Source organism: Dyella subtropica, assembly GCF_026283965.1.
GTDB classification, from domain to species: domain Bacteria; phylum Pseudomonadota; class Gammaproteobacteria; order Xanthomonadales; family Rhodanobacteraceae; genus Dyella_D; species Dyella_D subtropica.
The window spans coordinates 24,758-37,779 of the sequence record NZ_JAPDPD010000027.1 but is presented as its reverse complement, the minus strand read 5'-3'; the positions used below and the strand labels follow the sequence as shown (position 1 = coordinate 37,779).

Annotated in this window: 10 protein-coding genes; 7 read left to right on the top strand and 3 right to left on the bottom strand. The window is 63.2% G+C overall.

Annotated elements, in window-relative coordinates; translation table 11 throughout:
• The first annotated feature begins 71 nt into the window (after nt 1-71).
• The 4 genes from pdxR (at nt 72) to ppa (ending at nt 5,303) form a co-directional block, all read left to right on the top strand.
• The gene (gene pdxR, locus OUZ45_RS19070; protein WP_266171907.1) at nt 72-1,553 is read left to right on the top strand and encodes a MocR-like pyridoxine biosynthesis transcription factor PdxR; all 1,482 of its coding nucleotides are present in this window, start codon (nt 72-74) and stop codon (nt 1,551-1,553) included.
• 98 nt (nt 1,554-1,651) lie between these two features.
• Nucleotides 1,652-3,754, top strand: a complete 2,103-nt coding sequence (locus tag OUZ45_RS19065; protein ID WP_425601721.1) for a prolyl oligopeptidase family serine peptidase — start codon at nt 1,652-1,654, stop codon at nt 3,752-3,754.
• Between the two features lie 59 nt (nt 3,755-3,813).
• Nucleotides 3,814-4,650, top strand: coding sequence for a 2OG-Fe(II) oxygenase (locus OUZ45_RS19060; protein WP_266171905.1), 837 nt, complete (start codon nt 3,814-3,816; stop codon nt 4,648-4,650).
• Between the two features lie 113 nt (nt 4,651-4,763).
• Nucleotides 4,764-5,303: an inorganic diphosphatase gene (gene ppa / locus OUZ45_RS19055; protein WP_266171904.1), complete on the top strand. Its 540-nt coding sequence runs from the start codon at nt 4,764-4,766 to the stop codon at nt 5,301-5,303.
• A 336-nt stretch (nt 5,304-5,639) separates the two neighbouring features.
• Here ppa and OUZ45_RS19050 read toward each other — a convergent pair whose 3' ends face one another.
• The gene (locus OUZ45_RS19050) at nt 5,640-6,431 is read right to left on the bottom strand and encodes an SDR family NAD(P)-dependent oxidoreductase (protein WP_266171903.1); all 792 of its coding nucleotides are present in this window, start codon (nt 6,429-6,431) and stop codon (nt 5,640-5,642) included.
• A 132-nt stretch (nt 6,432-6,563) separates the two neighbouring features.
• Between OUZ45_RS19050 and OUZ45_RS19045 the strand changes: the two genes are divergently transcribed.
• Nucleotides 6,564-7,673, top strand: coding sequence for an S-(hydroxymethyl)glutathione dehydrogenase/class III alcohol dehydrogenase (locus OUZ45_RS19045; protein ID WP_266171902.1), 1,110 nt, complete (start codon nt 6,564-6,566; stop codon nt 7,671-7,673).
• 127 nt (nt 7,674-7,800) lie between these two features.
• On the top strand, nt 7,801-8,166 hold the full coding sequence (locus OUZ45_RS19040; RefSeq protein WP_266171901.1) for a glyoxalase superfamily protein: 366 nt from the start codon (nt 7,801-7,803) through the stop codon (nt 8,164-8,166).
• A gap of 55 nt (nt 8,167-8,221) precedes the next feature.
• On the opposite strand, the gene OUZ45_RS19035 is transcribed toward OUZ45_RS19040, so the two are convergent.
• The gene (locus OUZ45_RS19035) at nt 8,222-9,082 is read right to left on the bottom strand and encodes a class I SAM-dependent methyltransferase (protein ID WP_266171900.1); all 861 of its coding nucleotides are present in this window, start codon (nt 9,080-9,082) and stop codon (nt 8,222-8,224) included.
• Between the two features lie 224 nt (nt 9,083-9,306).
• Here OUZ45_RS19035 and OUZ45_RS19030 point away from each other — a divergent pair, with 224 nt between their 5' ends.
• Nucleotides 9,307-11,895 (top strand): glycoside hydrolase family 3 C-terminal domain-containing protein, encoded by a 2,589-nt coding sequence (locus tag OUZ45_RS19030; RefSeq protein WP_425601720.1) that lies wholly within the window; start codon nt 9,307-9,309, stop codon nt 11,893-11,895.
• Nucleotides 11,896-11,991: 96 nt separating this feature from the next.
• Here the strand turns inward: OUZ45_RS19030 and OUZ45_RS19025 are convergent, their stop codons facing one another.
• Nucleotides 11,992-13,008 (bottom strand): DUF2333 family protein, encoded by a 1,017-nt coding sequence (locus OUZ45_RS19025; protein ID WP_266171899.1) that lies wholly within the window; start codon nt 13,006-13,008, stop codon nt 11,992-11,994.
• Between the last annotated feature and the right edge of the window lie 14 nt (nt 13,009-13,022).

Genomic DNA, 13,022 nt, shown 5'->3' with positions numbered 1-13,022 from the left:
CGCCGGCCGCGCAACCCGGGGAGTTCCACTTCTCACATTTCCTCTGGTCCGGTTGTGCCTAAAATTGGTGTATGCGCCGCTGGGAGCTTGCCATCGCACTCGACCCCGGACGCGAGCTGCCGCTGTTCCTGCAGCTTGCGGGTACGATTGCCGACGACATCCGCTGCGGACGACTGAAACCTGGCGAGGCCTTGCCCGGTTCACGCGAACTCGCGCTGCGCCTCGGTGTGAACCGCAACACCATCGTCGCCGGCTACAGCGAGTTGGTCGCCGAGGGGCTGGTCAGTACACGCATCGGCGGTGGCACCTTCGTCGGCGAACCGGCAGCGCCGCCGCCGGACGCTCCGGCGATGACCGAACAGACGCCCACGTATTCGCTCATGCCCCCACTGCCATTGCCGATGGCGGGCCATGCGCCGGCACCTGGCGTACTGATGATGTCCAACGGCGCGCCGGACGCCCGACTGTTTCCAGCGCGCGCATTGGCCCGCGCCTTCCGCCGTGCCATTGAGCATCGTGGTCGCAGCTTGCTGGTCGCGCCTCACCCCTGCGGGCATATCCGCCTGCGCACCGAACTCGCCGCCATGCTGGCGCGCACCCGCGGTCTGCTGGCGACGCCCGACAATTTGATGGTCACGCGCAGCATCGAGCAGGGCATCGATCTGGTCGCGCGTACCTTGATCGGGCCCGGCGACACCGTCGCGGTCGAAGCCTTCGGCTATCCCCCAGCCTGGAGCGTGCTGAAGCTGGCCGGCGCGCAACTGGTACCTATCGCGGTGGACAGCGGCGGGCTGGACGTCGATGCGTTGGAAGCCCTGCTGAGACAACAAACCATCCGCGCCGTCTTCCTCACACCCCACCATCAGTTCCCCACCACCACCGTGATGTCGCCGGCGCGCCGCGCACGCTTGGCCGAGCTGGCGCTCCAGCATGGCTTCGCCATCATCGAGGATGACTACGACCATGAGTTTCACTACGAGGGCAAACCGATCCTGCCCATCGCGGCCGGCGCCGGGCGCGCCAACGTGGTCTACATCGGCTCGCTATCCAATCTGCTTGCGCCCGGCGTGAGCACTGGCTTCGTGGTGGCGCCGCCCGCGGTATTCGCGCGGCTGCAGAGCATGCGCGCAGCCAGCGATGCACGCAGCGACGCCGCCATGGAATGCGCCATCGCCGAGCTGTTCGAAGACGGTGAACTGCTGCGCCATGTGCGGCGCATGCGCCGGACGTATGCCGCGCGACGCGATGCGCTGGCCGAGGCGCTCACCCGGCACCTGGGTGGCGCCGTGCATTTCCGCCTGCCCGAGGGCGGCATGGGCTTGTGGGTTCGTGCCGACGACGGCATCGACGTGGCCCGCTGGTCGCGCGATGGCGAACGCGAAGGCGTGCTGTTCTTCGACGCCCGCCGCTACGACTTCCACCAGCGCGCTCAATCCTTCTTGCGGCTGGGCTTCACCTATCACGACGAGAGCGAATTGGACGACGCCGTACGCCGTATGGCTCGCGCCCTCAGCCGGCAGACATGGCCTTCCGCAGTGTCTTCCAGCAGGTGACGGACCCGGCCAAGGCTGATTGAATGGGGTACTCACTCCGTAGCAGAGGGAACTCGCACGTGAAGAAACACCCGCTCGCACTTCTCCTTGTTCTATCGATGGCAGGCATGACCCACGCAGCAACCCCCACTCCCAAGGCCACCGGCGATGCCGCGGCCGATACCAACCTCTGGCTGGAAGACATCGACGGCGCCAAGCAGCTGGACTGGGTCCGGCAACACAACGCCGAGACGGTACAGAAGTACACGCAGACGCCGGAGTTCAAGCAGCTCGACGAACGCATTCTGGAAGTGCTCGACTCCAACGAGCGCATTCCCTTCGTCAATAAGATCGGCGACAGCTACTACAACTTCTGGCGCGACAAGGAACATCCCAAGGGCCTGTGGCGCCGCACCTCGCTGGCCGAGTTCCGCAAGGACAAACCGGCCTGGGAGACAGTGATCGATCTCGATGCGCTGTCCAAGGCCGAGAACGAGAACTGGGTGTGGCACGGCGAGCAATGCCTGAAACCCGACTACCAGCGCTGCCTGATCTCCCTGTCGCGTGGCGGCGCCGACGCCAACGTGGTGCGCGAGTTCGACTTGCCCGGCAAGCAGTTCGTGAAAGACGGCTTCAGCTTGCCAGAGGCCAAGAGCAGCGTTGCCTGGAGGGATCGCGACACGCTCTACGTCGCCACCGATTTCGGCCCAGGCTCGATGACTACCTCCAGCTATCCGCGCATCGTGAAGGAATGGAAGCGGGGCACGCCGCTCAGTGCCGCCACCACGGTGTACGAAGGCAAGCCTGAGGACATGAGCGTGGCGGGCTTCCGTGACAACACGCCGGGCTTCGAGCGTGACTTTGTCACCCGCCAGCTCGCCTTCTACGACAGCGAGACCTTCCTGCGCGGCAAGGACGGCAAGCTGCTCAAGATCGACGTGCCGAACGATGCCAACACCGACGTGCATCGCGAATGGCTGCTGATCGAGCCGCGCAGCGACTGGAGTATCGGCGGCAAGACTTACAAGTCCGGCTCGCTGCTGGTCGCCAGATTCGACGATTACATGTCCGGCGAGTACAGGACCGGCAAGCGCGATCTCACCGTACTGTTCGAACCAACCGACACCACCGCGCTGGACGGCTATTCGTGGACGCGCCACCAGTTGATCCTCAACGTGATGGACAACGTGGTGAACAAGCTGGAGGTGCTCACCCCACAAGAAGGTCCATGGAAGCGCGAAAGCCTTGGCGGTGCGCCGAAGCTGTCCACCATCGCCGCAGCTGGCATCGATGCCGATAGCAGCGACGATTACTTCCTTACCGTCAGCGGTTTCCTGCAGCCGACCACGCTGTATTACGGCACGATCGGCCAAGGGAAGAACGGCGCGGGTGAACCGAACGGGATCAAGCACAGCCCCAGCTTCTTCGATGCCTCGAAATATGACGTGAGCCAGCACTTCGTCACCTCGAAGGATGGCACTCGTGTGCCCTACTTCGAAATCGCGCCGAAGAAGCTCAAGGCCGACGGCAAGAATCCCACCTTGCAGTACGGCTACGGCGGCTTCGAGATCTCGCTGCAACCGGCCTATAGCGGCAGCATGGGCCGCGCCTGGCTCGACAAGGGCCGCGTGTATGTCATCGCCAATATCCGCGGCGGCGGCGAGTACGGGCCGCGTTGGCACAAGGCTGCATTGAAAGCCAACCGACTGCGCGCCTACGAGGACTTCGCGGCGGTGTCGGAGGATCTGTTCAAGCGCAAGATCACCTCCCCGCAGCACCTCGGCGCCATGGGCGGCAGCAATGGCGGCCTGCTGATGGGCAACATGCTCACGCTGTACCCGCAGCTGTACGGCGCCATCGTCAGCCAGGTGGCCTTGCTCGACATGCAGCGCTACACGCACCTTTCCGCGGGCGCTTCGTGGATGGCGGAATACGGCGACCCGGACAAGCCGGCCGAATGGGCCTGGATCAAGACCTTCTCGCCCTATACCAACGCCAAAGCCAACCAGAAGTACCCGCCGGTGCTGTTCACCACCTCCACCCGCGATGACCGCGTGGGCCCGGTGCACGCGCGCAAGATGTACGCCAAGCTGGCCGCACTGGGCTACGACACCAGCTTCTATGAAAACATCGAAGGCGGCCACGGCGCGGCGGCCGACAACAAACAGTCGGCTTTCATGAACGCGCTTGGCTATACGTACTTGTGGGAGCACGTAAAGTAGAAGGCCCTGACCCACTGGGTGCGCCACACGGCGTGTGGCGCATCCCATGAATCGCATCCATGAAGCACTTCCATAAAACCCGCCCCGAACTGCGCGAGTGGATACTCGCCACCACCCGCGCTGGCCACGGCCCGATGGATGTGCTGCGCCTGATGAAAGACGCCGGCTACGACGCGCAGCAAAGCCGGCGCGCCGTCTCGGAAGTGCTGAACATTCCGCTGGCCGCGCTCAACGCCACCGCGCCCCGTGCCGGTAGCAAACAACCGCGCCACCCGACGGCGCCGCAGGTGTCCGTGGGCGATCACACCGTTCGCGTCAGCACCAGCATCGACACGCCCATCGTTCGCGTACTCGAAGGCCTGCTCACCGGCGATGAATGCGATGAGCTGATCGCCCTGGCGCGCCCGCGCCTGCAGCGCTCACTCACCGTGGATGTGGACGGCCGTCACCAGACCGACGAGCGCCGCACCAGCAATGGCATGTTTTTCCGTGCCGGCGAGCTGCCGCTGATCCAGCGCCTTGAGCAACGCATCGCCGACTTGGTGCAGATTCCGGCCAGCCACGGCGAAGGCCTGCAAATCCTGCATTACCTGCCCGGCCAGGAGTACGAGCCGCACTTTGATTGGTTCGACCCCGCCCAGCCCGGCTTCACCGCAGTCACCGCGCGCGGCGGCCAGCGCGTCGCCAGCATCGTGATGTACCTCAACACCCCCGAGGAAGGCGGCGGTACCGGCTTCCCGGCCATCGGCCTCACCGTAACGGCCCTGCGCGGTTCAGCCGTCTATTTCGCTTATGACACCGGCGACCAGAGCTCGCTGCATGCTGGCCTGCCGGTCATCCGCGGCGAAAAATGGATTGCGACCAAGTGGTTACGCGAGCGGCCCTATCAACGCTGAGCGCCGCCGCGCACTGACGACGCCCTGAACTTCAGCCGCCCCAACTGCTGCGACGCAACAGGCTTTGCCGTATCCTTACCGGCTTCCCCCCCGCATTCCAGTAAGGAACCACCATGGGTCTGCATCTCGTCTCCGCCGGCCGCGACGTGCCGAATGAAATCAACGTCATCATCGAAATCCCCAAGGATGCCGAGCCGGTCAAGTACGAAGTGGAGAAGGAAAGCGGCGCGATCTTCGTCGACCGCATCCTGTCCACGCCGATGCGCTACCCCTGCAACTACGGCTACGTCCCCGGCACGCTCGGTGGCGACGGCGATCCGCTGGACGCACTGGTGATCCTGCCGCTGCCGCTGGTGCCGGGCTCGGTGATCCGCTGCCATCCCGTCGGCATGCTCAAGATGACCGACGAAGCCGGCAGCGACGAAAAGCTGGTGGTGGTTCCGGTAGAGAAGATCTTCGCCGGCTACGCCCACATCAAGGACATCGAAGCCGTCTCCGCCCACTGGTTGGAGCGCATCGGCCACTTCTTCGAGCACTACAAGGATCTGGAGAAGGGCAAGTGGGTGAAGGTGGAAGGCTGGGTCGGCGCCAAAGAGGCGAAGGCCGAGATCGTCGCCGGCATGGAGCGCTACAAGGCCGACAAGAAGGCTTGATTCGCTTCTGAAGCTTTACCAAAAATGCCCCGCACCGCGGGGCGTTTTTGTTTCCGGCTTTTGCCTTAGATGTTGCTCTTGATCTCCAAATCCCCTCTTACTTCTCTTTGACCAAACAAAGAGAAGTAACCCTGCCTCCGGCAGGAGAACGGAAGCCCGCGGCCCCACGGGCACTCCCTTCGGTCGCAACGAGCCAGGTAGCGACTACGCGAACTTCGAGCGAGAACGCCACTGAGTCCCGGCCTACGCCGGGACGACGAAGTAGAAGCGGTGTCTCGAGCACCCGCCCCTCACCCCAACCCTCCCCCGAAAGGGAGAGGGAGCCAAAGCGTCGACTCAAATCGTATCGACCACCCCTCCATCCACCCGCAACGCCGCCCCCGTCGTCGCCGATGCCTGCATCGAGCACACATACACCACCATGTTGGCCACCTCTTCGGTAGTCGCCAGGCGCTGAATGATCGAGCTCGATCGATGCGCCTTCACGAACTCCATACCGATCTGTTCGTAGCTCTTGCCCTCGCGCTCGGCGGCTTCGTGGACCATGGCCTTGAAGCCGTCCGAAAGCGTCGGCCCTGGCAGCACGCTGTTGACGGTGACGCCACTACCCGCGGCCAACTTCGCCAAACCGCGCGCCACGGACAATTGCGCGGTCTTGCTGACGCCGTAGTGGATCATATCCGCCGGGACGTTCAGCGCCGACTCGGAAGAGATGAACACCACGCGCCCCCAGTTCCGGTGCAACATCCCTTGCATGTAGTGCCGCGACAGCCGCACGCCAGACATCACATTGGTCTGGAAATACTGTTCCCATTCGGCATCACCCGTCTCGAAGAATGGCTTGAGTCCGAAGATGCCAGCGTTGTTGACCAGGATGTCGACGCTGGGCACGGCCTCGACCAGTTCCGCGACGCCGTCAGCCGTGGAAAGATCGGCGGCCACTCCTTCCAGGCTCGCGCCATGCAAGTGATGGCGCAGCTTGTCCACCACTTGTTGCACCGTGTCCGGATGGCGACCATTGATCACTACGTTGGCACCGGCAGCCGCCAGACCCATCGCAATGGCGTGGCCAATGCCGGCGGTGGAGGCGGTGACCAGCGCGTTCTTGCCGGATAGATCGATCTGCATGCACGTACCCTCTGATGGACTTGGATTCAGGTGACGGCGTCGCCATCCCCTATACCTTTGATCCTGTCGCATATCGTGTCGTGGCCAGGTAGATAACCGCGACCCACTGTCTTTTGTCTGCTGGAGAACCCAATGAAATCACGAGCCGCCGTTGCCTTCGGGCCGGGCAAGCCGCTGGAAATCGTCGAGATTGACGTCGCGCCGCCGAAGCAAGGCGAGGTGCTGGTCAAGATCACCCACACCGGCGTCTGTCATACCGATGCCTTCACGCTTTCAGGCGACGATCCGGAAGGCATCTTCCCCGCGGTGCTGGGACATGAAGGCGGCGGCATCGTGATCGAGGTCGGCGAAGGCGTGACCAGCGTCAAGCCGGGCGACCATGTGATTCCGCTGTACACCGCCGAATGCGGCGAGTGCAAATTCTGCAAGTCGGGCAAGACCAATCTGTGCCAGGCAGTGCGCGCCACACAGGGCAAGGGCTTGATGCCCGACGGCACCACGCGCTTCTCCTACAACGGGCAGCCGATCTATCACTACATGGGCTGCTCGACTTTCAGCGAGTACACCGTGGTGCCGGAGATCTCGCTGGCCGTGGTCAATCCCGCCGCACCGCTGGAAAAGGTCTGCCTGCTCGGCTGCGGCGTCACTACCGGCATCGGCGCCGTGCACAACACGGCCAAAGTGAAGCCCGGCGACACCGTCGCGGTGTTCGGACTCGGCGGCATTGGTTTGGCCGTGATCCAGGGCGCGGTGCAGGCGAAGGCTGGTCGTATCCTCGCCATCGACACCAACCCCGGCAAGTTCGACCTAGCGCGCAGCATGGGCGCCACCGATTGCATCAACCCGAAGGACTACGACAGGCCGATCCAAGACGTCATCGTCGAGATGACCGACGGCGGTGTCGACTTCAGCTTCGAATGCATCGGCAATGTGCACGTGATGCGTTCCGCGTTGGAGTGCTGCCACAAAGGCTGGGGCGAAAGCGTGATCATCGGTGTGGCTGGAGCCGGCCAGGAAATCAGCACCCGCCCGTTCCAGCTGGTCACCGGCCGCGTGTGGCGCGGCTCCGCTTTCGGCGGCGTCAAGGGACGCACGCAGTTGCCGGGCATGGTCGAGCAGGCGATGAAGGGTGAGATCAAGCTCGACCCTTTCATCACTCATACCATGCCGCTGGAACAGATCAACGAGGCCTTCGATCTGATGCATGAAGGTAAATCGATTCGCACGGTGATTCATTTCTGACTTGCCGTGGTTCGCGAGGCGCGCAACCATGCGCTGCGCGCCATCGCTTGTGAGGCAACGGGGTGAGTTGGTCGCAAGCATGTGGCAACGCTGAATTCGTTTTCCTTATGCCCCATCCGGAGAAGCCATGCGTCTGTCCGCTGCCATACCGATCATCCGAATCTTCTCCGTCGACAAGGCGAAACAGTTCTACCTGGATTTCCTTGGCTTCGCGCTCAACTGGGAGCACCGCTTCGAAGAGGGCGCGCCTCTGTACGCTCAGATCAGCAGGTCTGGCTTGACGCTTCACCTCAGCGAGCACTATGGAGACGCCACCCCGGGCTCGACGGCATTCATTCCAGTTCAGGACATCGATGCTCTGCATCGCGAACTCAACGCGAAGCACTACCCCTATGCAAGACCCGGCATTGAGACCGTGGATTGGGGGCGGCAGATGCAGGTGCCAGACCCCTTCGGTAATCACCTTCGCTTCTGTGAACTCAGCGGGCAATAGATCAAACACTTGGCTGGCATGGCGAAGCTCGCACTTCTCATCATGATCATGCTGACTACGGAATGTGCCCTCCGGAAGTGAATACGATGGTTCGATCGACCGTGGGCGCATCGATACTTCTTAGCCATGGCTCTTCAGCAACGATCGGCGTGCATGGGCCAAAGGTGCACACGCGAATTTCGCGCTTGGCGGCTTCGCGACGCAGCGTGTCCAGCACCCTGCGCATCACCGAACCGATAAAGGGTGTGTAGAGGTAGAAGACCGTGCCGATAGACAAGTCTGCCTCGCGCGCGTCCTGCTGCACAAACGTCACGCTGCCAAGATGGAGCGCTTGGGCGCAGAGCCTTGCGCCAGTGACATAGGCCGCTTCCAGCTCGATGCCCACGCTGCGCGCGCCGGTGCAGATGGAGGTCAGTAGAGGCACATGGCCCAGCCCCGAACCGAGGTCGATAAGTACATCGTCCTCTGTGAGTGAGGCACGGTCGATCATGTCGAAGATGTGGCGGGCCGGGGTGGGCTGGTAGAACACCATCTCGTCCGGCAGTTCGGCAATGCTTTCGTCCGGTGGGTCGAACGCCAGTACGCCGCTGACCAGTTCGTCGAGATAGTCGTAGCTATCGCCCTTTGAGCATGCCTCGTCGATGCGAACCCACGGCAGCAGACCATTCGTGCCTTGCTGGATCTCGCGGCGGATGGATGCATAGAGTTCGGTGTTGATGGACTCCAGCCGGGCGCGAACCTGCTCCGCACGAACATGCAGGACCGTACTGGAGGCGCCATGAACTTGCATGGGTCCGTCCATGAGATAGGCGTCCAGGCGATCCAGCGCATCGATACGCCTCCGCAGTTGTGCAGGCTCGCTTAGCGAGCGGTCTTGCTCGATCGTCTCGATCAACGTTTGCAGCGTGGGGGACATGCTCTCAAGTTCCAAACACACGGAGTCTTCTACGACATACGGTGCCTTTTTTTCCAATGCAATGCCATCGCCATGGCACACTGGCTGCTGTTGCCCCGCCGGCACCGGCCATCGCCGCACATGGAGGAACTCGTACCGTGATACCTATCCCTTGTCCGCGTCGTCGACGGGCTCCTGCGAATTCGCGCACACGTGCGCATAGACCCCTTGCGTTCGCGACCTACCTGTTTCTGTCAGGGTATGTCTCGTTGGGGTATGCCGCCCCAGGCCAAACCGCGAACACTGATAGCGTCGAGCAACGCGCGCAGCAGCTGGTTGCTCGCATGACCCTAGACGAGAAGATCGCTCAGCTGCAGAACGCCGCGCCGGCTATCTCACGCCTGGGCATCCCTGCCTATGACTGGTGGAGTGAGGGCCTGCACGGCATCGCCCGCAATGGGTATGCCACGGTCTTTCCGCAGGCGATCGGCCTGTCGGCCAGTTGGGACGGCGAACTACTGCAGCAGGTCGGCGATGTCGTCGCCACCGAGGCTCGCGCCAAATACAACGCCGTCGGCAAGGGCGATCACGGTCGCTATCAGGGACTGACGATCTGGTCGCCTAACATCAATATCTTCCGCGACCCACGCTGGGGAAGAGGCCAGGAAACGTATGGTGAAGACCCCTTCTTGACCGGCAGCCTGGCGACTCGCTTCGTGCACGGTTTGCAGGGCGACGATCCGCAGGTGCTGAAGACCATCGCGACGGTGAAGCACTTCGCCGTGCATAGCGGGCCGGAGCAAGGGCGCCACGGATTTAACGTGGATGCCTCGCCGCACGATCTGGAAGATACCTATCTGCCGGCCTTCCGCATGGCGATCACCGAAGGGCATGCCGCCTCGGTGATGTGCGCCTATAACGCCGTGCAGGGAACGCCGGCCTGCGCTTCGCCGGCCCTGCTGGCGGAACGGCTCAGGCGCGATTGGCAATTCGCCGGCTATGTGGTTTCCGACTGCGATGCCGTCGATGACATGACGCAGTTTCACCATGCCGCCGCCGACAATGCCGCCTCTTCCGCGGCTGCGTTGACTGCGGGTACCGATCTCGACTGCGGCCAGGCCTATGCCAGCCTGGGCCAGGCCGTGCGCAACGGCCAGGTCAGCGTGGACAAGATGGATATCGCGGCGCGCCGGCTGTTTGCTGCGCGCTACCGGCTCGGTTTGTTCGATCCGGCAAAGGACCCCTACGCCCCTATCGGTGCGCAGAACATCGCCTCGCCGGCCCATCGCGCCGTGGCTCTGCGCGCCGCGCAGGAATCCATAGTGCTGCTCAAGAACGAGCATCAAACCTTGCCGTTCAAGACCGGTGCGCGCCTGGCGGTGATCGGCCCCAATGCCGATGCGCTGAACGTTCTGGAGGCCAACTATCACGGCACCGCGGTCGACCCGGTGACGCCACTGGCTGGCCTTGTCGCGCGCTTTGGCGCGGCACACATCGCCTACGCGCAGGGCGCGACGCTTGCTCCTGGCGTGGCGGTGCCGATTCCGACCACGGCGCTGCGAGTAGGTGGCGCGAACTCCGATGCCGGATTGAAGGGCGAGTATTTCGATGCTGCCGATTTTCCGGGCACCGCGCGACTCACTCGTATCGATCGGCGCATCGATTTCGACTGGAATACGGTGGCACCAGCCAAAGGCCTGGATGCCAACCGCTATGCCGTGCGCTGGAGCGGCGAGTTGCTGCCACCGGGCGCGGGCGATTACACACTGAGCGTGCATGTCGATCGCTGTTTCGATTGCCGAGCGCACGATCCAGTGAAGCTTTATGTCGATGGCACCTTGCTGATCGATGATGCCGGCGATGAGCCCGACCTCATCATCCCCATGCACTTTGACGACACGCGGCCTCGAACGGTACGTCTTGAGCTACGCCATACCGGGCTGGATCAAGGCGTGCGCCTGCAATGGATTGCCCCGGCTGCTGCCCAGTTGCGCGAAGCGAAGGCCGCGATCGATCGATCGGATGCGATCGTTGCCTTTGTCGGCCTGTCGCCGGAGCTGGAAGGCGAGGAACTGAAAGTGACCGTTCCCGGTTTTTCGGGCGGCGACCGCACGGACCTCGGCCTGCCCGCGCCCCAGCAGCGTTTGCTAGAAACGGCTGCCGATAGCGGCAAGCCCCTGGTCGTCGTACTGATGAGCGGCAGTGCGGTCGCTATGCAGTGGGCCAAACAACATGCCGACGCGATCATTGTGGCATGGTATCCCGGCGAAGAAGGCGGCACCGCCATCGCCGATACGCTCAGTGGCCGCTTCAATCCGGCGGGCCGGTTGCCGGTAACGTTCTACAACTCGACACAGGATCTGCCGGCGTTCGCCAACTACGACATGCAAGGCCGCACCTATCGCTACTTCAAAGGCAAGCCGTTATTCGCCTTTGGCGATGGCTTGAGCTACACGCGCTTCACCTATGCAAAACCACACCTGTCTTCTGAGCAAATAGCCGCCGGGCAAGGGCTTTCTGCCGATGTGGACGTCACCAACGTCGGCGGGCGCGATGGCGACGAAGTGGTGCAGCTCTACCTCACCGCACTGGATGCCTCACCCGAAACGCCACGCCATACGCTGGTCGGTTTTCGGCGCGTGAGCTTCAAGGCGGGACAAACCCAGACGCTGCATTTCGAGGTGGCGCCGCGCCAACTCAGTGAGGTCGATACCGACGGCAAGCGTTCGATCAAGGCTGGACGCTACGCGCTTTTCATGGGCGGAGGACAACCGGGCACGGTGGGCGCAAAGGCGGCTTTCGTTATCGATGGGCAGGTGTCGCTTCCACACTGATCCATTCACAACGATCCGATGCTACGCCCGGACTCCACAGACACCTGGTTTTCTCAACGAGTTGGCCGAAGCCATGAAGCCGGAAAAGTAGAACCGTTAGCCGCCACGCAACTGGTCGCGCAATTCGCTCACTGCCGAGCTGACGCGAGATACGTAGCCAGCCATCGCCAGCGCGTGATCGGGGAAGCGGATGGAGGGCGCGCCGTTGAGCGCCAGCGGATGGGCGGGCGATTGCTGCACGGCTTCCAGCTCCTGAATCGCCAGTTGCAGGTTGGCTTGGGCGCCCGGGTCTTTCAGCACAGACGCGAAGTCATGCTGAAAGGCTTTCATCTGCAGCAGCAGCGCCGAGGTGTAGCCACGCGCCTCGAAGAACGTGTCGTCGTTACGGCGCCACGGCGGCGGACCGCCCTTGTGTAAGGTCTGTGCAAAAGCCATGACCGGCCAATGCGGAGGCGAGAACTCGCCGGGGCGCGGTTGCGTCACGCCGGACGTCAGGCGTTGCGCGAGCGCATCCAGCCGCGTGGAAGCCACTTGCAGATAGTCGGCCAGATGGCTGGCGCTTGCGTAGAAATGCGCGTTGTCCGGATCGTCGTCGGTGAGGCGATCCAGGTAGCCCTGCAGGTGATAGGCCACCTTGCGATACTGGCTCTCGGGATTGCGCAGCGACCAGCGGCTGCTGTGTCCGGAGAGCAGCACGTCGGCATCGGCCAGGTCCTTGTCCTCGATCAGCGGAGCCTGCGGACGGCCAAACTCGCTGCGCAGGACGTGCAGCAGATCCCGCGAAGCCATGAGAGAACCCCGCTCCCAGCCCGGCGTGCTGTCCATCGACGCGTCGGATGGATGACGGTGGCCCTTGGCGGGATGGCCCGCGTGCTTTTCCACCAGCGCCTGCACCGAACGGATCAGGCTCACGGTGGTGGCCGCCCCCGGCGTGACGGGCCGCTTCATCGCCGTCTGCTCGGTACGCGAGGGAGCCGCCGGATCCAGCAGCACCGGCTCCTTGTCCCACAACCATGTAGCCAAGCTGACCAGCAGCAGCGGCAGTGCCAGCAACACCAGCACTACGCGCAGCAGGCCATGGCTCGGCCTGGCAGGGGAGTCCTTTGCTTGCATCAGGTGGGTTTCCT